Origin of the sequence: Burkholderia sp. BCC1999 (assembly GCF_905339975.1) — a bacterium.
Lineage (GTDB): Bacteria > Pseudomonadota > Gammaproteobacteria > Burkholderiales > Burkholderiaceae > Burkholderia.
Map to the genome: position 1 here is coordinate 21,423 of NZ_CAJPHP010000005.1, position 25,329 is coordinate 46,751.

Here is a 25,329-nt window from a genome sequence, read left to right on the forward strand (position 1 = left end):
CCGGCCGCGGCGCTTTTCGCCCGCGGCGGCTAGAGTCTCATCCGTTCTTCAGGCTTCGCCGTCCGACGCCTCGTCGGCCTCGCCATCGCCCTCCTCGGCCTCCGCGATCTGCTGCAGGCCGGAGAGCTTGGTACCCTCATCGAGACTGATGAGTGTAACACCTTGCGTAGCACGCCCCATCTCGCGAATCTCGGACACACGGGTGCGAATCAACACGCCGGCCGTCGTGATCAGCATGATCTGATCCTCGGCGTCGACGAGCGTCGCGGCCACCACCTTGCCGTTACGCTCGGACGTCTGGATCGCGATCATACCCTTCGTGCCGCGGCCGTGACGCGTGTATTCGGTGATCGGCGTGCGCTTGCCGTAGCCGTTCTCGGTCGCGGTGAGCACGGTCTGCTCCTCGCTGCCGGCAACCAGCAGCGCGATGACCTGCTGCCCGTCCTCGAGCTGCATGCCGCGCACGCCTCGCGCCTCGCGCCCCATCGGACGCACGTCGTTCTCGTCGAAGCGCACGGCCTTGCCGGAATCGGAGAACAGCATCACGTCGTGCGCGCCGTCGGTGATCGACGCACCGATCAGGAAGTCGCCGTCGTCGAGGCCGACCGCGATGATGCCCTTCTTCATCGGACGGCTGAATGCCTCGAGCGGCGTCTTCTTCACGGTGCCGAGCGACGTCGCCATGAAGATGAACTTGTCGGCCGAGAATTCCTTGACCGGCAGCACGACGTTGATCTTCTCGCCTTCCTGCAGCGGGAACATGTTGACAATCGGCCGGCCGCGCGAGTTGCGCGAACCCTGCGGCACTTCATAGACCTTGACCCAGTACACGCGGCCGCGGTTCGAGAAGCACAGGATGTAATCGTGCGTGTTCGCGATGAACAGCGTCTCGATCCAGTCGTCTTCCTTCATCTGCGTCGCCTGCTTGCCGCGGCCGCCGCGCTTCTGCGCGCGGTACTCGGACAGCGGCTGCGACTTCACGTAGCCCGCGTGCGACATCGTGACGACCATGTCCTGCGGCGTGATCAGATCCTCGGTGTTCAGCTCGGTCGCGTTCAGCTCGATCTTCGAGCGGCGCGCGTCGCCGAATTCGGCCTTCACCGAGGTCAGCTCCTCGCCGATCATCGTCGTGATCCGCTCGGGGCGCGCGAGGATGTCCAGCAGGTCGGCGATCTGCGCCATCACTTCACGGTACTCGCCGATGATCTTGTCCTGCTCGAGGCCGGTCAGGCGCTGCAGACGCATCTGCAGGATTTCCTGGGCCTGCGTGTCGGACAGACGGTACAGCCCGTCGCTCTGCATGCCGAACGCCGGGTTCAAGCCTTCCGGACGGTACGCGGAGCGGCCGCCGGCCGCCGCGTTCTCGGCTTCGGCACGGGTCAGCATCTCGCGCACGAGCGACGAATCCCACGGCTTCGCCATCAACTCCGCTTTCGCGATCGGCGGCGTCGGCGCGGCCTTGATGATCGCGATGAAATCGTCGATGTTCGCGAGCGCGACCGCGAGACCTTCGAGCACGTGGCCGCGTTCGCGGGCCTTGCGCAGTTCGTAGATCGTGCGGCGCGTCAGCACTTCGCGTCGGTGCGACAGGAAGCACTGCAGGATTTCCTTCAGGTTCAGCAGCTTCGGCTGGCCGTCGACGAGCGCGACCATGTTCATGCCGAACGTGTCCTGGAGCTGGGTCGCCTTGTACAGGTTGTTCAGCACCACTTCCGGCACTTCGCCGCGCTTGAGCTCGATCACGACGCGCATGCCGCTCTTGTCGGACTCGTCGCGGATGTCGGAGATGCCTTCGAGCTTCTTCTCGTTGACGAGCTCGGCGATCCGCTCGAGCAGCGAGCGTTTGTTCACCTGGTACGGCAGCTCGTCGACGATGATCGCCATCCGCTGGCCGCGGTCGATCTCCTCGAAGTGCGTGGCCGCGCGCATCACGACGCGGCCGCGCCCCGTGCGGTAGCCGTCGCGCACGCCTGCGACGCCGTAGATGATGCCGGCCGTCGGGAAGTCCGGCGCCGGGATGATCTCGATCAGCTCGTCGATCGTCGCTTCCGGGTTGCCCAGCAGGTGCTGGCACGCGTCGACGACTTCGTTCAGGTTGTGCGGCGGGATGTTGGTCGCCATGCCGACCGCGATGCCCGACGAGCCGTTGATCAGCAGGTTCGGGATGCGCGACGGCAGGACCGACGGCTGCGTTTCGTTGCCGTCGTAGTTCGGCTCGAAATCGACCGTTTCCTTGTCGATGTCGGCGAGCAGTTCGTGACCGATCTTCGCCATGCGAATTTCGGTGTAACGCATCGCTGCGGCGTTGTCGCCGTCGATCGAGCCGAAGTTGCCCTGCCCGTCGATCAGCATGTAGCGCAGCGAGAAGTCCTGCGCCATCCGCACGATCGTGTCGTAGACCGCGGTATCGCCGTGAGGGTGGTATTTACCGATCACGTCGCCGACGATACGCGCCGACTTCTTGTACGCACGGTTCCAGTCGTTGTTCAGTTCGTGCATCGCGAACAACACGCGCCGGTGCACGGGCTTCAGGCCATCGCGGACATCCGGGAGGGCACGTCCGACGATCACGCTCATCGCGTAATCGAGATACGAACGGCGCATTTCCTCCTCTAGGGAGGTGGGCAGGGTCTCTTTGGCGAATTGATCCATGTATCCGTATCGTTTCGGAGCGAAGACGGCGAACGCCTTTCGCGTGGGCGCTGCATGCGCAACGCAACGCGAGATTCTAACATGCGCCCATCAGCCGCCAATTCGCTCCCCCCCTCTATATATAAATAGCAAAAATCGCGGCGCCGGCGATTCGACCAAAATCGCACGCGACGCGACGTCGCAGGCAATCCCGTCACGCCCGTTTCACGCGCACGAGTAAACAACTGCACACATTCGCGCAATTTCGCCGACACACTCTTGACAATTTCTAAAAGTTGCGGCAGGCCGGTGTTGCGCATGCACCACAAAGTTGAAGCGATCTTAGGGTGGGGAGGATTTTTTTTCGTAGGAAGGGAACGATATGGCAAAATGCCAACGCACTGAGGGTTAGACGCTGCTCGAAGTCTAAAGTCTACACAGAGCGGTGCCGCGTTTTTTGTACCGCACCAATGTTATACTTCGAGCAATGTATGACTTGTCACCGTCAACAGGCTCGCAGTAAACCTGCGGTAATCTCAATTTCGAGAGGAGAAATATGAATAAACTTTCAAAGCTCGCGTTCATTGCAGCTACCGCAGTTATGGCTGCATCCGCTTCGGCACAGTCGGTGCCGGCGTCGCGTCAAGCCGTCAATGACAACTGGGTGAACGGCACGGGCGAATGGGTGTGGATGAACGGCACGAACGAGCTCTGCTGGCGCGATGCATTCTGGACGCCGGCCACCGCCAACGCGAAGTGCGATGGCGCACTGGTCGCCCAGGCACCGCAGCCGCCGGTCGCTCCGGTCGCTCCGGCCATTACGAGCCAGAAGATCACGTATCAAGCTGACGCACTGTTCGACTTCGACAAGGCAACGCTCAAGCCGCTGGGCAAGCAGAAGCTGGACGAACTGGCTTCGAAGATCGAAGGCATGAACACGGAAGTCGTCGTTGCAACGGGCTACACGGACCGCATCGGTTCGGACAAGTACAACGACCGTCTGTCGCTGCGCCGTGCGCAAGCCGTGAAGTCGTACCTGGTCAGCAAGGGTGTGCCGGCCAACAAGATCTACACGGAAGGCAAGGGCAAGCGCAACCCGGTTACGACTGGCTGCAACCAGAAGAACCGCAAGCAACTCATCGCCTGCCTCGCACCGGACCGCCGCGTGGAAGTCGAAGTGGTTGGTACGCAAGAAGTCCAGAAGACGACCGTTCCGGCAAACTAAGCCGCGGTTTTCGACTGCTTCAAAGCCCCGCTCCGGCGGGGCTTTTTCTTTGATGCCCGTCCGGGCGCTCGCCGCTTCGCCGCTCGTCCGCTTCTTATATACTCGGGTCTGACGAACCGCAGCACCGCCCTCCTTCCGTAGCCCGTTTGCCGACATGACCAACGCCGATCCGCACGAACTCCAGAAATTCAGCGACCTCGCCCACCTGTGGTGGGATCCGAATGCCGAATTCAAGCCGCTGCACGACCTGAACCCGGTCCGGCTCGGCTGGATCGATGCCCACGCGCACCTGGCCGGCAAGCGCGCACTCGACATCGGCTGCGGCGGCGGCATCCTGTCCGAATCGATGGCCGGGCTAGGCGCCCACGTGAAGGGCATCGACCTGTCGACCGAAGCACTTGGCGTCGCCGACCTGCACAGCCTCGAAAGCGGCATCACGGTCGACTACGAGGCCATCGCCGCCGAAGCGATCGCCGCGCGCGAACCGGGCACCTACGACGTCGTCACGTGCATGGAGATGCTCGAGCACGTGCCGTCGCCCGGTGATATCGTCGCCGCATGCGCGACGCTCGTGAAACCGGGCGGCTGGGTGTTCTTCTCGACGCTGAACCGCAACCTGAAGTCCTACCTGTTCGCGGTGATCGGCGCGGAGTACATCGCGCAGATGCTGCCGAAGGGCACGCACGACTACGCGCGCTTCATCCGCCCGTCGGAACTGGCCGGCTTCGTGCGCGCGACGGATCTGCACATCGTGGAGATCAAGGGCATCACGTACCACCCGATCGGCAAGCGCTTCGCGCTGTCGAACGACACCGACATCAACTACCTCATCGCGTGCCGCCGCGCCGCGTGACCTTCCGACCGGCATGACGACTCCCCTTTCGACCGCGCGGGCTGCAGACGAACCGCGCCTGCTGCACTGCGATGCCGTGCTGTTCGACCTCGACGGCACGCTTGCCGATACGGCGCCCGATCTCGCGGCGGCCGTCAACAAGATGCAGCGCGAGCGCGGCCTGCCCGAAACGTCGCTCGACGTGTTGCGCCCGCTGGCTTCGGCCGGCGCGCGCGGCCTGCTCGGCGGCGCGTTCGGCATCGATCCGCACACGCCCGGCTACGAAGCGATGCGCGACGAGTTTCTGACCAACTACGCGACGGATCTCTGCGTGCATACGTCGCTGTTCCCCGGCATCGGCGACGTGCTCGACGAACTCGATGCGCGCGGCGTGCGCTGGGGCATCGTCACGAACAAGGCGATGCGGCTCACGGCACCGCTCGTCGACCTGCTCGGCCTCGCACCGCGCGCCGCCTGCATCGTCGGGGGCGACACAACGCCGCACCCGAAGCCGCACCCTGCCCCGTTGCTGCACGCTGCCGACCAGTTGACGCTCGCGCCCGCGCGCATCGTCTACGTCGGCGACGACCTGCGCGACATTCAGGCCGGCAGCGCTGCGGGCATGGCGACAGTCGCGGCCGCGTACGGCTATTGCGGCGACGGCGTCGCACCGGCCGACTGGCAAGCGCAGCATCTCGTCGATACGACGCAGGAACTGCGCGAACTGTTGCGCGATGTTGGGCTATAATGTTTGATCTTATCCGCGGGGGCGACCTGGTTTCGACAGGGGTTGTGAAGCGGCTAGGGCATGTCGAGGACCCGTCACCTCGTTAATCAATGGGAAAATCGTAACTGCAAACGACGATACGTTCGCACTGGCAGCCTAACGGCCGCCGTCCTCTGCCTAGTTCACTGACGGGCTAGTGTCGCAAGACCGGTAGCAATACCGCCAGAGGTCATTTACGTCAGTTAAGCCCTGTCGGCGTCGCGACGCCAGGGTCGAAAACCTAGCGAATCGCCGTAGTGCAGCGTGTTCGTCCGCGTCGCTGCGGTTAAATCAAAAGACTGGACTAAACATGTAGAACTAGTCGTGGAGCGCTTCTGGACGCGGGTTCGATTCCCGCCGCCTCCACCAAATTCCGCGCTCGTCGCACGAACCCCGCATGACGCAAGTCTGCGGGGTTTTTTGTTGCCGGCGAAACGCATGCATCCCTCTCCTGCCGAAAAAGCGCCCAGCCACGGACGGGCGGCCGGGCGGAATGCCGCCGGTGCTCCGGCGGCAGGAGGTGACGGATGGTCGGCCGCGCCCGCGCAGCGATTGGCCGCGCCTGACTGCGGCCTGCCCGGCTACCGCAACGTCGGGCACGACGCGTCGTCGCACCCGGCGCTCACGCACGCCGAGCGATGCGCGACTTAGCTGCCGCGATACAGCGACTTCATTTCTTCAGTGCTGGCCGGACGCACGCCCATCGCGCGCGAACCCGACGCCGATGCGCCCTGAGCCTGTGCACCGTAGCCGCTGGCGTCGGCGCCTTGCGCTTGCGCCAGCGCACGCTGCTGCTCTGCAACACGGGCCGTGGCGGCCTGGATCGCTTCCGGATAGTGCGGATCTTCGCCGCGGGCGGAGTTGTAGCCGGCCTGCTGGAGCTGGACCAGTTCGGCACGGACCTGCGCGCGGGTGATCGTCGAGCCCGACTGGGCGAACGACACGACCGGGGCAACGAGAGCGGCGGCGACGACAACAGCTTGAACGAGCGACTTCATGATGACCTACCTCCAGATTTGTCTGTGTTCGCGGTGAACACCTTGTTCATCGCTGACAAACCGAAGTTTATGTAGGCGGATGCTTAAGAATAAGGCAGGTTTCTGGAAGACATCCTTCCTGGATTACGGGTTAACCCTAGATAGATTGCCAGGACAGCGACGCGTGCAAACGGCGGTTTCGTCCGGCAACCCCTTGCATGCAGCCTCGCCGAAAAGCACGAGCCCCGCGAAGCGGCAACGCTTCGCGGGGCTCGAACATGATCAGATCCGGGGACGGCGCTCGTACGCCTGTCGGTCAGGAGACTTGGCCGCTGCGCGAAAGCACAGCGCCTCACCCGGAGCGTAAACGCGCCGGTCAGCGCATTACTGGGTATCCATCGGGCACTTCAGGTTGCAGCCGTTCGGATCGCCAAGGTCGCCCTTGCGGCGCAACGCCGACTTCTTGCTGCCCTGGTATTTCTGCGACGGCGCCGACGCCGCGAAAGGCATCTGCGGATGTTCGTTCAAACGAAACTGCTCGCTCAGGATGCCGCCCGGCACACCCGGGGAATTCTGCGCGAGCGCAAACGGCGAAGCGACGACCAGCAGCCCCGCGGTCAACGCTGCCGCGGCAAGGGAAACGGAAAATTTCATGGCGGAATGACGCCTGAACGGCGTGCTTGTTGGAACGTTGATCAAGCGGCAAGCGTAGCGCAAATCCCCCGCTGCTGCAGCGCGGCTCGATCGTGTCCCCGTTACCGGGAGTTGCCGCCCTGCGCGTGCGTGCCGTCGCCGCCGGCCAGCCCGCTCGCAACGCTCGTCAGCGTGCCGCACGCGGCCGGATCGTAGCCGTCCAGATGCGCGACGCGCTCGACGAAACGTGCGTCGCGCAGCAGCGCCAGCACGCCGGCGAGCGGCCTCGCGTCGAGCCGCGCGCGTTCGCACGCGAAGTAATAGTCCTCGTCGACGACCGGGATGAAATCGAGCCCGAAATGATGGGCGGCCGGCTCGACGCCGAAGCCGAGATCGGCCATCCCGCTCGCGACGAACGCCGCGATCGCCGAATGCGTGAGCTCGGCCGATGCATAGCCGTCGATGCGCTCCGGATCGATGCCGATCGCGCGCAGCGCGAGGTCCAGCAGCATGCGCGTGCCCGACCCCGGCTGCCGGTTGACGAAGCGGATGTCGTTGCGCGCGAGATCCGCGAGCCCGCGGACCTGCTTCGGGTTGCCGCGTGGCACGAACAGCCCCTGCTGGCGTCGCGTCAGATGAATCAGCACATGGCGCGTGTCGTCGAGCCACGGCCGGTAGATCTGCGCGCATTGCGCGCGAAACGCTCCGCGCGGCAGGTGAAAGCCGGCCAGGTCGCATTCGCAGCGCGCGAGTGCCTGCACGGCTTCGACGCTCTCGCGATACTTGATGTCGACGGCGGCCTGCACATCGACGAGCGCGGAGACGAGCGTCGCGACCGCGTAGCCGTGCGACGCGTGGATGCGCACGGCGCCGTCGCGCTGCGCGAGCCGCCGGTTCAGGTCGCTCGCCACTTCGGCCGCCAGCGTGCGCAAATTCCCGTCGAGCCGGCTGCGCGCGAGACGCTGCGCATCGACGACCGCCTGCCCGAGCGCCGACAACGTCGATCCCTTGCCGCGTGCCGTTTCGATCAGCTCACCGCCGATGCATGCCTCCAGCGCGCGGAGCATGCCCCAAGCGTGCCGGTACGACAGTCCTTTGGCTTGCGCCGCCTGCGCAATGCTGCCCGTGTCGGCCACGAGTTCCAGTAACGGCGCAACATCCGACAGGCTGGCCGACCGGCCTTCCGTGTCGCGTACGGTCAGATACGCGTCGCATTCGATTCGAATCAATTATGCACTCCGATTTCCTATTGCGACCGCGAAATCTTCCGCTTATCGTTGGTCAAAATCAATCAGAACGAAGTCACGGTGCGCACTATATGAATTTCGAGCGCATATGAGACTTTGGAGGAGCATAACCGATGTCCCCGAATTCCCCTGCGCCCGACGCGCTGGTCGAGCGTCATGCGCGCGCCGGCCAGTCGCTCGTCGCGATCCTGCATGCGATCCAGGACGACGCCGGCTACGTGCCGCCGGGCTGCGTCGCGCCGCTCGCCAAGGCACTCAACCTGTCGCGCGCGGAAGTGCACGGCGTACTGACCTATTACCACCACTTCCGCACCGCGCCGCCCGCGCGTGTGACGATCCAGATGTGCCGCGCCGAAGCGTGCCGCAGCATGGGCTGCGAAACGCTGGCCGCACACGCGGAAGCGCGCACGGGCTGCCGGTTCGATGCAGCGCACGGCGATGCCGCGGCTACGCACGCGCCGGACGCCGTCGCGCTCGAATCGGTGTACTGCCTCGGCTTGTGTGCGCAGTCGCCGTCGCTGACGGTCAACGGCGTGCTGCACGCGAAGGTCACGCCGGCGAAGTTCGACGCGCTGCTCGCCGACGCGGTCGCCCGCACGCCGGAGGCCGCATGACGACCCGCATCTACGTTCCGCGCGACTCATCTGCGCTGGCGCTCGGCGCCGACGCGCTCGCCGCCGCGATCGTCGCTGAAGCCGAACGGCGCGGCGTCGCGATCGAACTGGTCCGCAACGGCTCGCGCGGGCTCCTGTGGCTCGAGCCACTCGTCGAGGTTGGCACGGCCGCGGGCCGTGTCGGCTACGCGAACCTGTCGGCCGCCGACGTGCCGTCCCTGTTCGACGCCAACTGGCTCGACGGCGGCACGCACCCGAGCGCCATCGGCCTCGTCGATGCGCTGCCCTATCTTGCGCGCCAGCAACGCCTCACGTTCGCGCGGATCGGCCTGACCGATCCGCTGTCGATCGACGACTACCTGCAACACGAAGGCCTCGCGGGCCTGAAGAACGCACTCGCGCTCGACGGCGATGCCGCATGCGAGACGCTGCTCGAATCGGGGCTGCGCGGCCGCGGCGGCGCGGCGTTCCCGGCCGGCATCAAGTGGCGCACCGTGCGGAACGCGCGCGCCGCGCAGAAGTACATCGTCTGCAACGCGGACGAAGGCGATTCGGGCACGTTCTCCGACCGCCTGCTCATGGAATGCGATCCGTACTGCCTGATCGAAGGGATGATCATCGCGGGCATCGCGACAGGCGCGACGATCGGTTACATCTACGTGCGCAGCGAATATCCGCACGCGATCGCCACGCTTGAAGCCGCGATCGTCCGCGCCCGCGAAGCCGGCTGGCTCGGCGACCACGTACTCGGCTCCGCGCACGCGTTCGAGCTGCACGTCGCGAAAGGCGCGGGCTCGTACGTATGCGGCGAGGAAACGGCACTGCTCGAATCGCTCGAGGGCAAGCGTGGCGTCGTGCGCGCGAAGCCGCCGCTGCCCGCGCTCGCCGGCCTGTTCGGCCAGCCGACCGTCATCAACAACGTGATCACGCTCGCGACGGCGCCCGTGATCTTCGCGCGCGGCGCGGCGTTCTATCGCGATTACGGGATGGGCCGCTCGCGCGGCACGCTGCCGTTCCAGCTCGCGGGCAACATCCGTCAAGGCGGCCTCGTCGAACTCGCGTTCGGCGTCACGCTGCGCGAACTGCTGTTCGACTTCGGCGGCGGCACGGCCAGCGGCCGGCCCGCTCGCGCCGCCCAGGTCGGCGGCCCGCTCGGCACCTACCTGCCCGACCATCAGTGGGACGTGCCGCTCGACTACGAGGCGTATACGGCGATCGGCGCGGTCGTCGGCCATGGCGGGATCGTTCTTCACGACGACACGTCGAACCTCGCCGAGCTGGCCGAATACGCGATGAAGTTCTGCGCGATCGAATCGTGCGGCAAGTGCACGCCGTGCCGGATCGGCTCGACGCGCGGCGTCGAGACGATCGCACGCATCCGCGACGGCGACACGTCGGAGCGTCAGGTCACGCTGCTGCGCGACCTGTGCGACACGATGCTGGCTGGCTCGCTGTGCGCGATGGGCGGCATGACGCCGTACCCGGTGCTGTCCGCACTCGACCATTTCCCCGAAGATTTCGGGCTCGCTGCCGGCAAGGATGCCGCGTCGGGCCCGGTCAAGGCTGCGGCCTGACCCAGAAGGAGCCCTGCATGTCCCTCGACACGAACAACGTCCGCCAAGGCGGCTGCGGCTCGGGCCAATGCGCGTGCAAGAGCGCCGCACAGGCGCGCGAGCGCGATCCGTTCGACGATACCGATTACGGCACGCCGCAACGGCACGCCGATACCGATGTCACGCTCGAAATCGACGGCCAGCCGGTGACGGTACCGGCCGGCACGTCGGTGATGCGCGCGGCGATCGAAGCCGGCGTCAACGTCCCGAAACTCTGCGCAACCGATTCGCTCGAGCCGTTCGGCTCGTGCCGGCTGTGCCTCGTCGAGATCGAAGGCCGGCGCGGTTATCCGGCGTCGTGTACGACACCTGCCGAAGCCGGCATGAAGGTGCGCACGCAGTCTGACCGGCTGCAGTCGCTGCGCCGCAACGTGATGGAGCTGTACATCTCCGACCATCCGCTCGACTGCCTCACCTGCCCCGCCAACGGCGACTGCGAACTGCAGGACATGGCGGGCGTCGTCGGGCTGCGTGAAGTGCGCTACGGCTTCGACGGCGCGAATCACCTGAAAGACCGCAAGGACGAATCGAACCCGTATTTCACGTACGACCCGTCGAAGTGCATCGTCTGCAACCGCTGCGTCCGCGCGTGCGAGGAAACGCAGGGCACGTTCGCGCTGACGATCGCCGCGCGCGGCTTCGAATCGCGCGTGGCCGCGGGCGAAAGCGAATCGTTCATGGCGTCGGAATGCGTGTCGTGCGGCGCGTGCGTCGCCGCATGTCCGACGGCCACGCTGCAGGAAAAATCCGTCGTGCAGCTCGGGCAGGCCGAACACTCCGTGATCACGACCTGCGCGTACTGCGGTGTCGGCTGCTCGTTCAAGGCCGAGATGAAGGGCACGCAGGTCGTGCGCATGACGCCGCACAAGAACGGCCTTGCGAACGAAGGCCACGCGTGCGTGAAGGGACGCTTCGCCTGGGGCTATGCCACGCACAAGGACCGCATCACGAAGCCGATGATCCGCGAGAAGATCACCGACCCGTGGCGCGAAGTGAGCTGGGACGAAGCGCTCACCTACGCGGCAACGCAATTCCGCAAGCTGCAGCAGAAGTACGGCCGCGATTCGATCGGCGGCATCACGTCGTCGCGCTGCACGAACGAGGAAACCTATCTCGTGCAGAAGCTCGTGCGCGCCGCGTTCGGCAACAACAACGTCGATACCTGCGCTCGTGTGTGCCATTCGCCGACCGGCTATGGCCTGAAGACGACGCTCGGCGAATCGGCCGGCACGCAGACGTTCGCATCGGTCGGCCAGGCCGACGTGATCGTCGTGATGGGCGCGAATCCGACCGACGGCCATCCGGTGTTCGGTTCGCGGATGAAGCGCCGCGTGCGCGAAGGCGCGAAGCTGATCGTGATCGATCCGCGCCGCATCGACGTCGTCGACGGCCCGCACGTGAAGGCCACGCATCACCTGCAACTGCGCCCCGGCACCAACGTCGCGATCGTCAACGCGCTCGCGCACGTGATCGTCACCGAAGGGCTCGTTGCCGACGCATTCGTCGCCGAGCGCTGCGACACGCGCGCATTCGAGCAATGGCGCGAATTCGTGTCGCGCGAGGAGAATTCACCGGAGGCGACCGCCGACGTGACGGGCGTGCCGGCAGAACGCGTGCGCGAGGCCGCGCGCCTCTACGCGACGGGCGGCAATGCCGCGATCTATTACGGGCTGGGCGTCACCGAACACGCGCAGGGTTCGACGACGGTAATGGGCATCGCGAACCTCGCGATGGCGACCGGCAACATCGGCCGTGAAGGCGTCGGCGTCAATCCGCTGCGCGGCCAGAACAACGTGCAGGGCTCGTGCGACATGGGCTCGTTCCCGCACGAACTGCCCGGCTACCGGCACATCAGCGACGAGGTCGTGCGCACGCAGTTCGAGCAGGCGTGGTCGGCCACGCTGCAACCGGAACCGGGGCTGCGCATCCCGAACATGTTCGATGCAGCGCTCGACGGCAGCTTCAAGGGGCTCTACTGCCAGGGCGAGGACATCGTCCAGTCGGACCCGAACACGCAGCACGTATCGGCCGCGCTGTCGGCGATGGAATGCATCGTCGTGCAGGACATCTTCCTGAACGAGACCGCGAAATACGCACACGTGCTGCTGCCGGGTTCGACGTTCCTCGAGAAGGACGGTACGTTCACGAACGCCGAGCGCCGCATCTCGCGCGTGCGCAAGGTGATGCCGCCGCTCGCGGGCTATGCGGACTGGGAAGTGACGCTGCTGCTGTCGCAGGCACTCGGCTACGACATGCACTACACGCATCCGTCGGAAATCATGGACGAGATCGCGCGGCTCACGCCGACCTTCTCGGGCGTGTCGTACGAGAAGCTCGATGCGCTCGGCAGCATCCAGTGGCCGTGCAACGAACACGCGCCGGAAGGCACGCCGACCATGCACATCGATGCGTTCGTGCGCGGCAAGGGCCGGTTCGTGATCACCAAGTTCATTCCGACGCCGGAAAAGGTCACGCAGCGCTATCCGCTGATCCTGACGACGGGCCGCATCCTGTCGCAATACAACGTCGGCGCGCAGACGCGCCGGACCGAAAATGTCCGGTGGCACGAAGAGGATCGCCTCGAGATCCATCCGCACGACGCGCAGGATCGCGGGATCCGGAACGACGACTGGGTCGGCATCGAATCGCGCGCCGGGCACACGGTGCTGCGCGCGCTCGTGACGGAGCGCATGCAGCCGGGCGTCGTGTACACGACGTTCCACTTTCCCGAATCGGGCGCGAACGTGATCACGACCGACAGTTCCGACTGGGCGACGAACTGCCCGGAATACAAGGTGACGGCGGTGCAGGTGCTGCCGGTTGCGCAACCGTCCGACTGGCAGCGCGCGTACGCGCGCTTCAACGCGGAGCAGATCGACCTGCTCGAGCGCCGCGCGGCCACGCCCGACACCGTGACGACAGGCAAGTGAGGCAGCGATGGACCACGAACACCTGATCGACATGGCCAACCAGATCGGCGCATTCTTCGAATCGATGCCCGATCGCGACGAGTCGCTGGCCGGCATCGCCGACCATATCCGGCGCTTCTGGGAACCGCGGATGCGCCGCGCGTTTCTCGCCGCGCTCGACGATCCGTCGAGCGCAGGCGCGCAACGCGCGGCACCGATCGTGCGCGACGCGATCGCCGCGCACCGTGCATCGCTCGTGCCCGCCGCCGCGAGCGCCTGAGCGCACCGTTACGCGGACTGCGTCATGCCCGCGAACCAGGTTTCGCAGTGGCGCAGCAGCGCGTTCGCGTCGGTTGCCGTGCGCCCGCGCGCGGCAACATAACCGTCCGGCCGCAGCAGGTAGAACGACGGCCGCGAGCGGCCGTATTCCTGCGCCAGCCCGGCGGCCCCGTCGCCTGCGGTATCGGTGACGCGCCACACGCGCACCGCATCCGGCATGATCCGCTCGAGCCCCTGCACGAGCGCCTGCGCATCGGCCGCGATGGCCGGTACACCGCCGGCATCTTCATTCACCGGCTCTTCCAGCAGCAACAGCGCGAAGCTCGCCGGATCGTGAAGATCATATAGCCGCGCCGTTCCCGGTGCGCGGCCGAGCGGCCCGTCGAGCACATGCACGAGTGCATCGGGCGCCCGCTCGCCTGCGCGCGGCCCGCCGTCGAGCACGCGTTCGAGCGTGAGCGGACTCTTCCGGTACTGCACGCCAAGCTCGCTGACCGTGCGCCGCACCGCGTCGCGCATCGGCCCGAACGACGCCAGCAGCGGCACGACATGATCGCGCAGCAGCCTCATCGCGCCGCGCTCGGCTTCGACCATCTGCGTGACGAAACCGGTCTGCCGCAACACGTCGCGCTCGATCGGATGGCGTTCCGCGTGGTACGTGTCGAGCAGCCGCTCGGGCGTGCCGGCGCCAAGCACGCGCGCGAGCTTCCAGCCGAGATTGAACGCTTCCTGGATGCCGGTGTTCATGCCCTGCGCGCCGGCCGGGCTGTGGACGTGCGCCGCGTCGCCCGCGAAGAACACGCGGCCGTGACGCAACCGGTCGACCATCCGGCTATGCAGGTGAAAATAGGACGACCACGCGAGATCGCTCGGCGAGATCGACACGCCGGCACGTTTACGCACGATCGCGTCGCACTCCGCGAGCGTCGGCGTCGGCGCATCGGACGACGCGTCGCTGCCGGGCGGACGGTCGGCCACGAGCCGGTAACGGCCGTCGCCCATCGGAAACAGGCCGGCCATGCCTTCGGGCGACGTGAACAGGTGGATCTCTTCGTCCGGCCAGTCGGGTATCGCCGCGAAATCGGCGAGCAGGAACGTCTGTTCGAATGCCTGTCCGGCAAAGCCCAGGCCGAGCAGATGCCTGACCGTGCTGTGCGCGCCGTCTGCCGCGATCAGGTACGACGGCGCGAACGACTCGTCGCGACCGTCCGCGCAGCGGATCGACACGTCGAGCGACGTGCCGCCCGTGTCGCACGCGGTCAGCGTCGCACCGCGCTCGACCGTCACGCCCAGCCGCGCCAGGTGTTCGGCCAGCAGGCGCTCGGTGATGCTCTGGTCGAGAAACAGCAGATAGGGATAGCGCGTTTGCAGCGGATCGAAATCGAGCCGCGCGATCACGCGGCCGTCGGCGTGCAGCGCGGCCGCGTGCGCGCGATGACCGAGCGCGAGAAACGGCTCGACCGTGCGATGCTGCTCCAGCAGTTCGAGCGTGCGCGCCTGGATGCCGATCGCGCGCGAATACGGCGCGGGCGCTGCGAGGCGATCGATGATGCGCACCGGCACGCGGGCCCGCGCGAGGCTCATCGCCGCGGCAAGACCGGTCGGCCCCGCGCCGACGATCAGCACGGGCGGGATATCGGGCAGTGTGTCAGCCATGAGAACCTCCGCGACCCTGCAAGTCTACGCCGCTCAGCGTGACGGGGCCATATGCCGACCGGCCGAAGCGCGGCCGCGACTCGCGGTGTGGGAAAATACCGGCTTTCCGTCAGTTTTCGCGTCATGGATTCCGTATTCGACCGGGCATATGCCGCACACCGCGCGGGCCGCCTCGCCGAGGCCGAGCACGGCTATCGCAACGCGCTCGCCTCCAACCCCGCCGACGCCGACGCGCTGCACCTGTTCGGCGTGCTGCGCCACCAGCAGGGCCAGCATGCCGAAGCAGCCGATCTCGTCGGCCGCGCGGTCGCGCTGCGCCCGGACGATGCCGCGCTGCAGCTCAATCTCGGCAATGCGCTGAAGGCGCTCGGCCGGCTCGACGAGGCGATCGACCGCTTTCGCAACGCGCTGACGCTCGCGCCCGAATTTCCGCTCGCGCACTACAACCTCGGCAACGCGTATGCGGCACTGCAGCGTCACGACGATGCGATCGATGCGTTCGGCCGCGCGCTGCGGCTCACGCCCGATGACGCATCGATCCACAACAATCTCGGCAACGCACTGAACGCGCTCGGCCGCCACGACGACGCGCTCGCCGCGTTCGGTCGCGTGCTCGAACTGCGACCCGGGCATGCGGGCGCGCACAACAACCTCGCGATGGCGCTGAACGCGACCGGCCGCGCCGACGACGCGATCGCGCACTTCCAGGCCGCGATCGCCGCGCAACCGCGTTTCGTCGCCGCGCATTTCAATCTCGGCAACACATTTGATGCGCTCGGCCGGCATGCCGAAGCGGCAGCCGCGTTCGAAGCCGCGCTCGCGCTGCACCCGCCGTTTCCGCTCGCGCTGTTCGGGCTCGCGAACGCCCTGTGTGCGCAAGCGCGCCACCGCGATGCGCTGCCCTACTACGAGCGCGCCGTCGGTCTCGATCCGTCGTTCGGCCTCGCGTGGCTGAATCTCGGCAACGCGCATCACGCGCTCTGCGCACATGAGATGGCGCTGCGCGCATTCGACCAGGCGCTGCGCGTCGCGCCCGATCTCACGCTCGCGCGGTTGCACCGCGCGGTCACACTGCTGACGCTCGGCGACTTCACGCGCGGCCTGCCTGCATACGAAGCGCGCCACGACACGCCGGGCGCCACACCGCTCGGCACGCTGCCGCGCTGGCAAGGCGAGCCGATTGCGTCACGCGCGCTGCTGATCCGCGCGGAACAGGGGTTCGGCGACACGCTGCAGTTCGCCCGCTTCGTGCCGCTTGCCCGCGCGCGTTGCGCGCACGTCGTGCTCGAAGTCCAGCCGGAACTCGTGCCACTGCTGGCGCCGGCCGCGTCGCGCTGGCGCGTGACGCTCGTCGCGCAGGGCGCTGCCAGGCTGCCTGCGGCGGATGTCGCCTGCACGCTGATGAGCCTGCCGTTCCTGCTGGGGCTTCAACCGGACGACATCGTCGGCGGCTCGCGCTACCTCGACGCGCCCGACGGCGCCCGGCGGCGCTTTCGCGGCTCGCTCGGCGGGCAGTCGAAGCGCAAGTTCGGCCTCGCCTGGTCGGGGCGCCGGCAGGCGCAGGAAAACCGCTCGATGCCGTTCGATGCGCTCGCGCCGCTGCTCGCACTGCCGGACATCGACTGGATCGTGCTGCAACCGGCCCTCGACGACGACGAACGCATGCGCGTCGACGCGCATCCGCGCGTGCATCGCCTCGACGGCCGGCTGAACGACTTTGCCGATACGGCCGCGCTGATCGAGCGGCTCGACGGCGTCGTCACGATCGACACGGCCGTCGCGCACCTCGCGGGCGCGCTCGGCAAACCGCTGTGGGTCATGCTGCCGTTCGCGCCCGACTGGCGCTGGTTCACCGGCGAGGACTGCCCGTGGTATCCGCAGGCCCGGATCGCCCGCCAGCCTGCGCCGGGCGAATGGCTCGACGTCGCGGCCACGGTCGCCGGCAAACTGCGCGAAGCCTGAACGCAGACAAAAAAGGGAGCGCGCGGCGCTCCCTTTTTCAATATGATCCGCGCGGCCCGTGCCGCGCGTTTTGGCGCGATGCAACGGCGCCCGTCAGGCCGCCTTGTACTGGTTGCGTGCCTCGGTCGTGCGATACAGCACGAGCGTCGCGATCAGCCCGCAGATAGCGGCCACGCTCAGCCACAGCCCCGGCGCCGCCTTGTTGCCCGTCTGGTGAATCAGCAATGTCGAGATCGCGGGCGTGAAGCCGCCGATCGTCGTCGCGAGGCTATACGCGAGCGAGAAGCCGGCCGTGCGCACGTCGGCTGGCATCACTTCGGTCAGTGCGACGACCATTGCGCCGTTGTACGACGCATACAGGAACGACAACCACAGCTCGACCGCGAGCAGCCGCAGGAACGACGGATCGCCGACGAGCCACAGCACGGCCGGGTAAGCCGTCAACAGCGTCAGCACCGTAAACGCGATCAGCACCGGGCGGCGGCCGATACGGTCGGACAGCGCACCGGACAGCGGCAGCCACACGAGGTTCGAGATACCGACGCAGACGGTCACGACCAGCGCGTCGAGCGACGACAGGTGCAGCACTTCCTTGCCGAAGGTCGGCGTATAGGCGGTGATCATGTAGAACGACACCGTCGTCATGATCACCATCCCCATGCCGGCAACCACGACGCCCCAGTTGTCGAGCATCGAGCGCATGATCTCGCCCATCGTCGGACGATGACGCTTCGCGAGGAATTCGTCGGTCTCCTTCAGCGAACGGCGGATCAGGAACAGGAACGGCACGATCAGGCAGCCGATCAGGAACGGAATGCGCCAGCCCCACGCCGTCATCTCCTCGGCCGGCAGCGCGCGGTTCAGCAGCACGCCGACGAGCGCGGCGAACACGACAGCCACCTGCTGGCTACCCGACTGCCACGACGTATAGAACCCCTTGTGCCCCTTCGTCGCGATCTCCGACAGGTAGACCGACACGCCGCCGAGTTCGACGCCGGCCGAGAAGCCCTGCAGCAGCCGGCCGAGCAGCACGAGCACCGGCGCGAGCACGCCGATCGTCGCGTAGCCCGGTATCGCGGCCACCGCGAGCGTGCCGATCGCCATCAGCCCGAGCGTCAGGATCAGCCCCTTTCGGCGACCGTGATGGTCGATGTACGCGCCGAGCACGATTGCGCCGACCGGCCGCATCAGGAAGCCCGCGCCGAACACCGACAGCGACAGCATCAGCGACGCGAATGCGTCGCCGCTCGGGAAGTAGGTTTTCGCGATGGCCGACGCGTAATACCCGTAGACCATGAAGTCGTACATTTCCAGGAAGTTGCCGCTGACGACCCGGAACACGGTGCGGACTTTCGATTCCTGTGCGATGGCGTGTGACGCTGTGGACATGTTTTTCTCGCTCAGCTCGGATGGCGCGAATTCGCGCCGCATGGACCCGGCGATGCGCGACGCGTCTGGCCGGCGCGCACGGGCATCGGTGCCCTCCGGCGGCGCATCGCGCAACGATGCGTGCACCGGTATGGTCCGCGAATGATGCCACGCGAAGCCGACATTTGCCTTGTAGCGCCGCTGTCGTTGCCGTCGCAGCATCCGACTCGTACGAGTCGCCCTGAAACGGGCACGAGAATCGAATTGATCTGATCGACCGGCCCGCAATGGCTGACCACAATGTCACGATTTGCGACGACATTTCCGCGCCGCGCCGGCACGCTCGCCTGTGTCGCATGGCGCACCGCCCTCATGACCCCAACGCCCCTCGTCCCCGTCGAAGGCGCGCTCGCCCGCCCTCGCGTCGCCCCGCTCGACCACGTCCCGCCATTCGGCCGTGAATGGAAATTTCGCGGTGCGCCCGGTGCGCAGCCCACCAGGAACTACCTCGCGACGCTGACGACGTCCTGCATCGACGTCGACCGGCCGCACCGCGCATGCCACTGGCAACCGACGCCAGCGTCGACCGGCGTGCCTGTCGCGCCTGCCGTCACTGGCTGGCTCCTCCCCCGTACCGCCGGCAACCGTCGGGACCGGCGCGCGACGTACGCAACCTGCTTGAGCATCGGCGCGCTCGGTATCATCGGCTGGCTGATCGCCGTGCACGAGTTGCCCATGGATTTCGGGTCCACACACGCGATTCATACGGCGAGCACCGTGCCGGATCACGCTCGCTCATTCAACGGCACCGTGCGCGTCGCCGCCGGTCAGCCCGTTCAGCCCGATCAGCCGACGCACGCCGCGCCGCCGCACACGGTGGCGACACCCGTCACGAAATTGGCCGAATCGCAGCCAGCCCCGCACCGCGTCGTCCGTCGTCCGACGCCGCCTCGCCCGCAGACAACGTCCGACACACAACACACTGCCGCTGCATCGCCTTCTCGGGCAGGCGGTCGTCAACCGGCAACGACGCCCGCCCGAGCACCGATCGTCAAGCAGCGCACCGCGCATTCCCCGCTCCAGCACACAACGGCGACCATCGCGGCGCGCGAGCAACACGCCCCGCCGCCGCTCGCGCCCGATGCGCTCGACGATCCGCTCACGCTGATCGCAATGGCAAACGCACTGCGCGGCACCGAACCCGCCCGCACGACGCACGCGAGCGCCACCGGTTTCGACTGGACGTCGCAACTGTCCCACCGCCGATTGGCCGACACACCAGACACATTCGGGCGCTGACGATTTCCCGATAACAACCGCCCAATAAAAAACCCGGCGAAGATCGCTTCGCCGGGTTTCGCTCGTCTCTGCCGTCCATCTGACGATTCGTTACTTGTGCGCGGGCAGCCCCGTCTCGGTCTGCTTCTCGAGTTGCCGCACCTGCTCTTGCAGATCGCGCAACTGCAACTGCGCGGCACGCTTCTCGACCTGCAGCGCCTGCGTCTGCTCCTGCGCCGACTTCTGGCGCTGTGCGACTTCGGCCTGCTGGCTGCGCGCGACGCTCAGGTCGGCCTGCAGTTGCTGCGCACGATTCGACTGCAGCGCGATCACGCGTTCGAGAAACGCCTTCTGCGCCTGCAGCTCGGTACGGCGGATCTCGATATCGGCGAGTTGCACGGTCTGCTGGACGAAGTTCGCGTACACCATCTCCGCGCGGTTCTTCTCCTGCGAGCGGATCACGCGCCACAGATTCTTGTCCTGGAACAGCGCGACGTAGTACGTCATCTCGCGCGGATCGAACAGCAGGCTCGCGCCGTAGCTGCCGTTGTACGTGGTGCGCATCTCGACGATCCGTCCGTCGTGCAGCATCTGCGTCAGTTCGGCGACGTTGCCTTGCGTGGCGGCGTCATTAGACGCGGCCGCCGGCGCTGCGCCGCCGCTCAGGCTCGTCACCGCCGGACGCGTACCGGCGGCGGGGGCGGTCGCGTCGGCAGACCAGGCCGCGCCCGTTTGCGCGCAGGCCGCCAGCACAGCGATCCACGTTGCGCATCGGGCAGGAGAAAAGTTTCGGAAAGCCAACGTCAGACTCCGGCGAACGAATCGGAACTCGCGATTATCGTTCAAAACCAAAAGGCCGCATCTCGAATTTATCGGGATGCGGCCGACCTTCATGCGACGCGAAGCAAGCCCGCTGCTACAGGCGCGTTTCGCGCGCCGCGCGCAGGAACGCATCGAGCAGCGGCGTGCAGTCGAGCAGCTCCGAGCCGCCCGCGCGATGGAACTCCGGGTGCCACTGCACGCCGACGACGAACGGCGAGCGGCGATGGCGAATGCCCTCGATGATCCCGTCGCCAGCCGACACGGCCTCGATGTTCAGGTCACGGCCGAGATCGCGGATCGCCTGGTGATGGATCGAGTTGACAATCGCTTCGCTGCGCCCGGGGAACATGCTCGCCAGCGTCGACGAATCCGGGAAACGGATCGCGTGACGATGCTGGTCGTAGTGCTCGCTCACGTGCGCATTCGCAGTCGGCACATCGGTGGCGATGTCCTGGTACAGCGAGCCGCCGAACGCGACGTTGATCAGCTGGCAGCCGCGGCACACGCCGAGGACGGGTTTGCCGGACTCGACGAATTCATGCAACAGCTCGAGTTCGTACATGTCGCGCACGCGATCGCCCGGCCATTCGGGGCGCACATCCGATGCCGCGTAGGTTTGCGGCGACACGTCGGCGCCGCCTTGCAGCAGCAGGCCGTCGAGATGCTTCGCATAGTCGCGCAGGCGGATGTTGCTCGGGTGGATCATCCCCTGGTGGCCGACGGTCGGAATCATGAACACGAGCACGTCGCGCGACATCACCCAGTGGGCGATCGATTCCTCGAGATACTGCAGCGTCTTGCCGCGCAGCCCTTTCGCGCCCGGTTCCGGATGGAAGATCCGCGCCGACACGCCGATGCGCAGCGTGCGTTGCGTAATGCGCTGGCCCGCGCGGTCAAACAGCCGGCGTGCCCGCGCCGCGATGATCCGGCCGAACACCGACCATGGCGTGTCGCTCTGCTTCAGGTAGGCCGGCGGTGCATTCTGCGCGCTCGCGGGCGGCGGGCGCGCCGTTTCGAAATCCGGCTGCGCACCGAAGCCGGGCGGCGGCGCACCCGGCTTCGGCGGCGCGGCAACGCCATCGACGGCGGCAGCCGCCGCGCCGGACGCACCGGGCTCGGACGCGGCCGTGACCGGCGGCGCGCCGTCTGCTGGGACGTTCGGTGCGGCGGCTTGCGCGGCCGGCGCATCGGGCGTTTGCACCGGATCGGGACGGAGGGAATCGGAAGAAGCGGAAGAGGTGCCGGGCAGACCGGCCGGGGAAGGCGTGTGTTCGCTCATGACGATGGTCTGGTACGTCGCTCACGCGTATGGATAGACGAGGATTCATTATGCTTCAGTGCACGATCGCGCGGCAAACCTGCAACATCCTGTCGCCATTGTTGCAAGTGGATGCAGGCGACGCGGGAGCGCGCCCCCGCTCGTGCGCCGGCACCACCAGCGTCTTGCCTCCCGCACTGGACATCAGTGATATATCACAATAATATCCAGGCATCGTCCACGCTTTCCGATCGCCCGCGCCATGATCGCGCCCCGTCTAGCCGCCTCGCCGCACCTCGCATGAGCACCCTGACCGACGTCACCCGCGATCGTCCCGCCACCCCGGCGGCCAGCCTCGCCGACCGTGCGTACGCGCTGATCCAGCGCGACATCATCACGATGCGCCTGAAGCCGGGCGCCGCACTCAACGAAGCCGACCTCGTCGCGCGCACGGGGATCGGCCGCACGCCGGTGCACCAGGCCGTGCATCGGCTCGTGCTCGAAGGGCTGCTGTCGGTGATGCCGCGCAAGGGCCTGATGGTGCAGCCGCTGTCGCTCGACGACATCGTCGCGGTGATCGACGTGCGGCGCATCAACGAAGCGCACTGCGCCGAACTCGCCGCGCGCCACGCGACGCCGGACGATCTCGCGCGCCTGGCCGCGCTGCTCGACGCAGGACAGGCGTGCGTCGACACGCACGACGTCGAGGGAATGATGGAACTCGACCGCGCATTTCATCAGGCGATCGCCGTGGCCGCACGCAACGCGGTCCTCGCCGAAATCCTGCGCGCACTGCACGAGCGCTCGCTGCGCTTCTGGTTCGTCACACTGTCCGAACCGCACCACCTCGCCGACGTCCAGCACGAGCATCGCGAGCTGTTCGAACGGCTGTCCGCACGCGACGCCACCGGTGCGCGCGCGGCCGTCGAAGGCCATATCGATTCGTTCCGCTCCACGCTTCTTCAACATCTTCGCCCCTGAGCCGCCCATGACCACTTTCACGCCCTTTCCCCCGCTCGCCCAGCTCGCCGCCGACCTCGCGGCCGGCCGCACCACGAGCCGCGCGCTCGTCGATACCGCGCTCGACCGGATCGCCGATCCGTCGGGCCAGGGCGCGGCCGTCTTCACCGAAGTCGACGCCGACAACGCACGCGCGGCCGCCGACGCGCACGACCGGCTGCGCGCCGCAGGCACCGTGCTGTCGCCGCTCGCGGGCATTCCGGTGTCGGTGAAGGACCTGTTCGACGTCGCGGGCCAGGTGACGCGCGCGGGTTCGCGCGTGCTCGACGGCGCGCCGGCCGCGCGCACCGATGCGGTCGCCGTCGCGCGGCTCAAGCGTGCGGGCGCGGTGCTGGTCGGCCGCACCAACATGAGCGAGTTCGCGTTCTCGGGGCTCGGACTGAATCCGCACTTCGGCAATCCGCGCTCGCCGTACCACCGCGACGTACCGGGCGATGCGCGGATTTCCGGCGGCTCGTCGTCGGGGGCGGCCGCATCCGTCGCCGACGGAATGGCCGCCGTCGCGCTCGGCACCGACACGGGCGGCTCGATCCGCATTCCGGCCGCGCTGTGCGGGCTGACGGGCTTCAAGCCGACCGCGAGCCGAATCCCGACGCAAGGCGGCGTGCCGCTGTCGACGACGCTCGACTCGTTCGGCCCGATCGGCCTGACGGTCGCGTGCTGCGCGCTCGTCGACCGGATGCTCGCGGGCCTCGAGCCGCACGTGCCGGCCGCGCGGCCGCTCGAAGGCGTGCGGCTCGGCGTGCTGACGAACTATGTAACGGACGGTGTCGACGCCGACGTCGCGGCCGCGCTCGACACCGCGCTCAAGCATCTCGAAGCCGCCGGCGCGATCGTCACCGAAGTGCGCTTCCCTGCGCTCGACCGGCTGCCGGAGATCAACCGCTTCGGCTTCTCGCCGATCGAGGCGTACGCCTGGCATCGTCCGCTGCTCGCGCAGCATCGCGACCAGTACGACCCGCGCGTGCTGACGCGGATCCTGAAGGGCGAACCCGCGAGCGCGGCCGACTATCTCGACCTGCTCGCCGCGCGCGCCGCGATGCTCGACGAAGCCGCACACACGGTCTGGGCACGCTTCGATGCGCTCGTCGCACCGACGGTGCCGGTCGTGCCGCCGCGCATCGCCGACCTCGAAACGGACGACGACGCGTTCACGCGCACCAATGCGCTGATCCTGCGCAATCCGAGCGCGTTCAACTTCCTCGACGCGTGCGGCCTGTCGCTGCCGTGCCACCCGCGTGACGCGGCGCCGGTCGGCCTGATGCTCGCGGCGGCGCCGCATCGGGACGACGCGCTGCTCGCGATCGGCCAGGCGGTCGAGGCCGTGCTGAACACGATCCGCTGACCGCACCGGCCGGTCGCCGGCGGGCAACGCGCGCGGTGCGGCAGGGTGCCGCACGCGCGCTGTCAGTTTCGTGCCAGACCGTTCGCGCTAAAATCGCGCGATTGTTTTCCGGACCGACCGACGAGGAACCCCGCTGACATGAACGACTACACGCTTGCGCTACGCCGTGAACGCCGCCTGCTGATGCTGCTCGGATGGGCGTGCATCGCCCTGCTGGCCGGTGCGCTGTACCTGCAGTACGTGAAGAACGAAGATCCGTGCCCGCTGTGCATCATCCAGCGCTACTTCTTCTCCGCGATCGGGATCTTCGCGTTCCTGGCCGCCGGGATCCGCAACTGGCGCGGCATCTGGGTGCTCGAACTGCTGATCGCGATCGCGGCGGCCGGCGGCGTCGGCACGGCCGCGCGACACCTGTCGATCCAGATGAATCCGGGCTTCAGCTGCGGCTTCGACACGCTGCAGCCGATCGTCGACAGCCTGCCGCCCGCGCAGTGGTTCCCCGGCATGTTCAAGGTCGCGGGGCTGTGCGAGACCGTCTACCCGCCGATCTTCGGCATCCTGCTGCCCGGCTGGGCGCTGATCGGCTTCGCCCTGATCCTGGTTGCCGTCGTCGCGAGCCTCTGGCGCCATCGCCGCAAGCTCGCCAGCTGACTCGACGGCCGCTTTGCCGGCCCCTGGCATGTGCGGCCCGACCGATCGGGCTGCACGCCGCCGGCCGGTCCCCAGGCTCAGATTCACGCGTTTGCCGGCCGCATCCGGCCAGCCGCGCGTAAACACCTACTCCGCCGCAACCCCGATCAACGGGCAAACGCGCGTCGCGCGACCGTCGTGCCCACGCCCCGCCACGCGTGCGTTTCAGCCCGATGTGCACGCATCGACGCCCCGATCCCGCGC

The 25,329-nt window shown here is 67.2% G+C and carries 20 protein-coding genes and 1 other RNA gene; 13 read left to right on the forward strand and 8 right to left on the reverse strand.

All coding sequences use genetic code 11. From position 1 onward, the window contains the following. Positions 1-48 precede the first annotated feature (48 nt). Positions 49-2,652 (reverse strand): DNA gyrase subunit A, encoded by a 2,604-nt coding sequence (gene gyrA, locus U5809_RS08280; RefSeq protein ID WP_282506991.1) that lies wholly within the window; start codon positions 2,650-2,652, stop codon positions 49-51. A 535-nt stretch (positions 2,653-3,187) separates the two neighbouring features. Between gyrA and ompA the strand changes: the two genes are divergently transcribed. The 4 genes from ompA (at position 3,188) to ssrA (ending at position 5,823) form a co-directional block, all read left to right on the forward strand. After that, positions 3,188-3,856 carry an outer membrane protein OmpA gene (gene ompA, locus U5809_RS08285; RefSeq protein ID WP_011351327.1) on the forward strand — a complete coding sequence of 223 codons (669 nt, stop codon included), beginning with the start codon at positions 3,188-3,190 and terminating at the stop codon, positions 3,854-3,856. Between the two features lie 154 nt (positions 3,857-4,010). Continuing rightward, the gene (ubiG, locus tag U5809_RS08290; RefSeq protein ID WP_322086130.1) at positions 4,011-4,709 is read left to right on the forward strand and encodes a bifunctional 2-polyprenyl-6-hydroxyphenol methylase/3-demethylubiquinol 3-O-methyltransferase UbiG; all 699 of its coding nucleotides are present in this window, start codon (positions 4,011-4,013) and stop codon (positions 4,707-4,709) included. Between the two features lie 13 nt (positions 4,710-4,722). Then, on the forward strand, positions 4,723-5,436 hold the full coding sequence (gene gph, locus U5809_RS08295) for a phosphoglycolate phosphatase (protein WP_322086131.1): 714 nt from the start codon (positions 4,723-4,725) through the stop codon (positions 5,434-5,436). 17 nt (positions 5,437-5,453) lie between these two features. Further along, positions 5,454-5,823, forward strand: a transfer-messenger RNA (tmRNA) gene (gene ssrA / locus U5809_RS08300). 278 nt (positions 5,824-6,101) lie between these two features. Here ssrA and U5809_RS08305 read toward each other — a convergent pair. The 3 genes from U5809_RS08305 to U5809_RS08315 form a co-directional block, all read right to left on the reverse strand. Continuing rightward, complete coding sequence (locus U5809_RS08305) at positions 6,102-6,452, reverse strand: DUF4148 domain-containing protein (RefSeq protein WP_322086132.1); 351 nt, start codon at positions 6,450-6,452, stop codon at positions 6,102-6,104. A gap of 363 nt (positions 6,453-6,815) precedes the next feature. After that, a complete protein-coding gene (locus U5809_RS08310; protein WP_176049271.1) occupies positions 6,816-7,085 on the reverse strand; it encodes a hypothetical protein in 270 nt (89 codons plus the stop codon). A 101-nt stretch (positions 7,086-7,186) separates the two neighbouring features. Further along, a complete protein-coding gene (locus U5809_RS08315; RefSeq protein ID WP_322086133.1) occupies positions 7,187-8,293 on the reverse strand; it encodes a substrate-binding domain-containing protein in 1,107 nt (368 codons plus the stop codon). Between the two features lie 131 nt (positions 8,294-8,424). On the opposite strand from U5809_RS08315, the gene U5809_RS08320 reads away from it, so the two are divergent. Genes U5809_RS08320 through U5809_RS08335 form a run of 4 tightly spaced genes read left to right on the forward strand, consistent with a single transcriptional unit; the run spans position 8,425 to position 13,727 of the window. Further along, positions 8,425-8,925, forward strand: a complete 501-nt coding sequence (locus U5809_RS08320) for an NAD(P)H-dependent oxidoreductase subunit E (RefSeq protein WP_322086134.1) — start codon at positions 8,425-8,427, stop codon at positions 8,923-8,925. Further along, positions 8,922-10,499: a formate dehydrogenase beta subunit gene (locus tag U5809_RS08325; protein ID WP_322086135.1), complete on the forward strand. Its 1,578-nt coding sequence runs from the start codon at positions 8,922-8,924 to the stop codon at positions 10,497-10,499. The genes U5809_RS08320 and U5809_RS08325 overlap by 4 nt, the downstream gene beginning before the upstream one ends. Positions 10,500-10,516: 17 nt before the next feature. After that, positions 10,517-13,468 (forward strand): formate dehydrogenase subunit alpha, encoded by a 2,952-nt coding sequence (fdhF, locus tag U5809_RS08330; protein WP_322086136.1) that lies wholly within the window; start codon positions 10,517-10,519, stop codon positions 13,466-13,468. A 7-nt stretch (positions 13,469-13,475) separates the two neighbouring features. Then, positions 13,476-13,727 carry a formate dehydrogenase subunit delta gene (locus tag U5809_RS08335; protein ID WP_322086137.1) on the forward strand — a complete coding sequence of 84 codons (252 nt, stop codon included), beginning with the start codon at positions 13,476-13,478 and terminating at the stop codon, positions 13,725-13,727. Positions 13,728-13,735: 8 nt separating this feature from the next. Here U5809_RS08335 and U5809_RS08340 read toward each other — a convergent pair whose 3' ends face one another. Then, entirely contained in the window at positions 13,736-15,382 is a 1,647-nt protein-coding gene (locus U5809_RS08340; protein ID WP_322086138.1) for an FAD-dependent monooxygenase, read from the reverse strand. Positions 15,383-15,505: 123 nt separating this feature from the next. Between U5809_RS08340 and U5809_RS08345 the strand changes: the two genes are divergently transcribed. Next, positions 15,506-17,344, forward strand: coding sequence for a tetratricopeptide repeat protein (locus tag U5809_RS08345; protein ID WP_415877935.1), 1,839 nt, complete (start codon positions 15,506-15,508; stop codon positions 17,342-17,344). Between the two features lie 93 nt (positions 17,345-17,437). Here the strand turns inward: U5809_RS08345 and U5809_RS08350 are convergent, their stop codons facing one another. Further along, on the reverse strand, positions 17,438-18,733 hold the full coding sequence (locus tag U5809_RS08350) for an MFS transporter (protein ID WP_176049279.1): 1,296 nt from the start codon (positions 18,731-18,733) through the stop codon (positions 17,438-17,440). A gap of 279 nt (positions 18,734-19,012) precedes the next feature. Here U5809_RS08350 and U5809_RS08355 point away from each other — a divergent pair, with 279 nt between their 5' ends. Next, positions 19,013-20,011, forward strand: coding sequence for a hypothetical protein (locus tag U5809_RS08355; protein ID WP_322086140.1), 999 nt, complete (start codon positions 19,013-19,015; stop codon positions 20,009-20,011). A 90-nt stretch (positions 20,012-20,101) separates the two neighbouring features. On the opposite strand, the gene U5809_RS08360 is transcribed toward U5809_RS08355, so the two are convergent. Further along, positions 20,102-20,791 carry a DUF2968 domain-containing protein gene (locus U5809_RS08360; protein WP_322086141.1) on the reverse strand — a complete coding sequence of 230 codons (690 nt, stop codon included), beginning with the start codon at positions 20,789-20,791 and terminating at the stop codon, positions 20,102-20,104. 115 nt (positions 20,792-20,906) lie between these two features. Next, positions 20,907-22,091, reverse strand: a complete 1,185-nt coding sequence (locus tag U5809_RS08365; protein WP_322086142.1) for a type 1 glutamine amidotransferase — start codon at positions 22,089-22,091, stop codon at positions 20,907-20,909. A gap of 279 nt (positions 22,092-22,370) precedes the next feature. On the opposite strand from U5809_RS08365, the gene U5809_RS08370 reads away from it, so the two are divergent. From U5809_RS08370 to U5809_RS08380, 3 genes are all read left to right on the forward strand, one after another. Then, on the forward strand, positions 22,371-23,051 hold the full coding sequence (locus tag U5809_RS08370; protein ID WP_322086143.1) for a GntR family transcriptional regulator: 681 nt from the start codon (positions 22,371-22,373) through the stop codon (positions 23,049-23,051). A 7-nt stretch (positions 23,052-23,058) separates the two neighbouring features. Then, positions 23,059-24,435: an amidase gene (locus U5809_RS08375; protein ID WP_176049284.1), complete on the forward strand. Its 1,377-nt coding sequence runs from the start codon at positions 23,059-23,061 to the stop codon at positions 24,433-24,435. A gap of 138 nt (positions 24,436-24,573) precedes the next feature. Further along, positions 24,574-25,086: a disulfide bond formation protein B gene (locus U5809_RS08380; RefSeq protein WP_322086144.1), complete on the forward strand. Its 513-nt coding sequence runs from the start codon at positions 24,574-24,576 to the stop codon at positions 25,084-25,086. Positions 25,087-25,329 lie beyond the last annotated feature (243 nt).

Bases quoted from the DNA above. Each gene is read 5' to 3' on its own strand.
- U5809_RS08345 (WP_415877935.1), top strand. From the start codon at position 15,506: ATGGATTCCGTATTCGACCGGGCATATGCCGCACACCGCGCGGGCCGC.
- U5809_RS08335 (WP_322086137.1), top strand. From the start codon at position 13,476: ATGGACCACGAACACCTGATCGACATGGCCAACCAGATCGGCGCATTC.
- ompA (WP_011351327.1), top strand. From the start codon at position 3,188: ATGAATAAACTTTCAAAGCTCGCGTTCATTGCAGCTACCGCAGTTATG.
- U5809_RS08340 (WP_322086138.1), bottom strand. From the start codon at position 15,382: ATGGCTGACACACTGCCCGATATCCCGCCCGTGCTGATCGTCGGCGCG.
- gph (WP_322086131.1), top strand. From the start codon at position 4,723: ATGACGACTCCCCTTTCGACCGCGCGGGCTGCAGACGAACCGCGCCTG.
- fdhF (WP_322086136.1), top strand. From the start codon at position 10,517: ATGTCCCTCGACACGAACAACGTCCGCCAAGGCGGCTGCGGCTCGGGC.
- U5809_RS08320 (WP_322086134.1), top strand. From the start codon at position 8,425: ATGTCCCCGAATTCCCCTGCGCCCGACGCGCTGGTCGAGCGTCATGCG.
- U5809_RS08310 (WP_176049271.1), bottom strand. From the start codon at position 7,085: ATGAAATTTTCCGTTTCCCTTGCCGCGGCAGCGTTGACCGCGGGGCTG.
- U5809_RS08325 (WP_322086135.1), top strand. From the start codon at position 8,922: ATGACGACCCGCATCTACGTTCCGCGCGACTCATCTGCGCTGGCGCTC.
- U5809_RS08305 (WP_322086132.1), bottom strand. From the start codon at position 6,452: ATGAAGTCGCTCGTTCAAGCTGTTGTCGTCGCCGCCGCTCTCGTTGCC.
- U5809_RS08380 (WP_322086144.1), top strand. From the start codon at position 24,574: ATGAACGACTACACGCTTGCGCTACGCCGTGAACGCCGCCTGCTGATG.
- U5809_RS08370 (WP_322086143.1), top strand. From the start codon at position 22,371: ATGAGCACCCTGACCGACGTCACCCGCGATCGTCCCGCCACCCCGGCG.
- ubiG (WP_322086130.1), top strand. From the start codon at position 4,011: ATGACCAACGCCGATCCGCACGAACTCCAGAAATTCAGCGACCTCGCC.
- U5809_RS08355 (WP_322086140.1), top strand. From the start codon at position 19,013: ATGTCACGATTTGCGACGACATTTCCGCGCCGCGCCGGCACGCTCGCC.
- gyrA (WP_282506991.1), bottom strand. From the start codon at position 2,652: ATGGATCAATTCGCCAAAGAGACCCTGCCCACCTCCCTAGAGGAGGAA.
- U5809_RS08375 (WP_176049284.1), top strand. From the start codon at position 23,059: ATGACCACTTTCACGCCCTTTCCCCCGCTCGCCCAGCTCGCCGCCGAC.
- U5809_RS08365 (WP_322086142.1), bottom strand. From the start codon at position 22,091: ATGAGCGAACACACGCCTTCCCCGGCCGGTCTGCCCGGCACCTCTTCC.
- U5809_RS08350 (WP_176049279.1), bottom strand. From the start codon at position 18,733: ATGTCCACAGCGTCACACGCCATCGCACAGGAATCGAAAGTCCGCACC.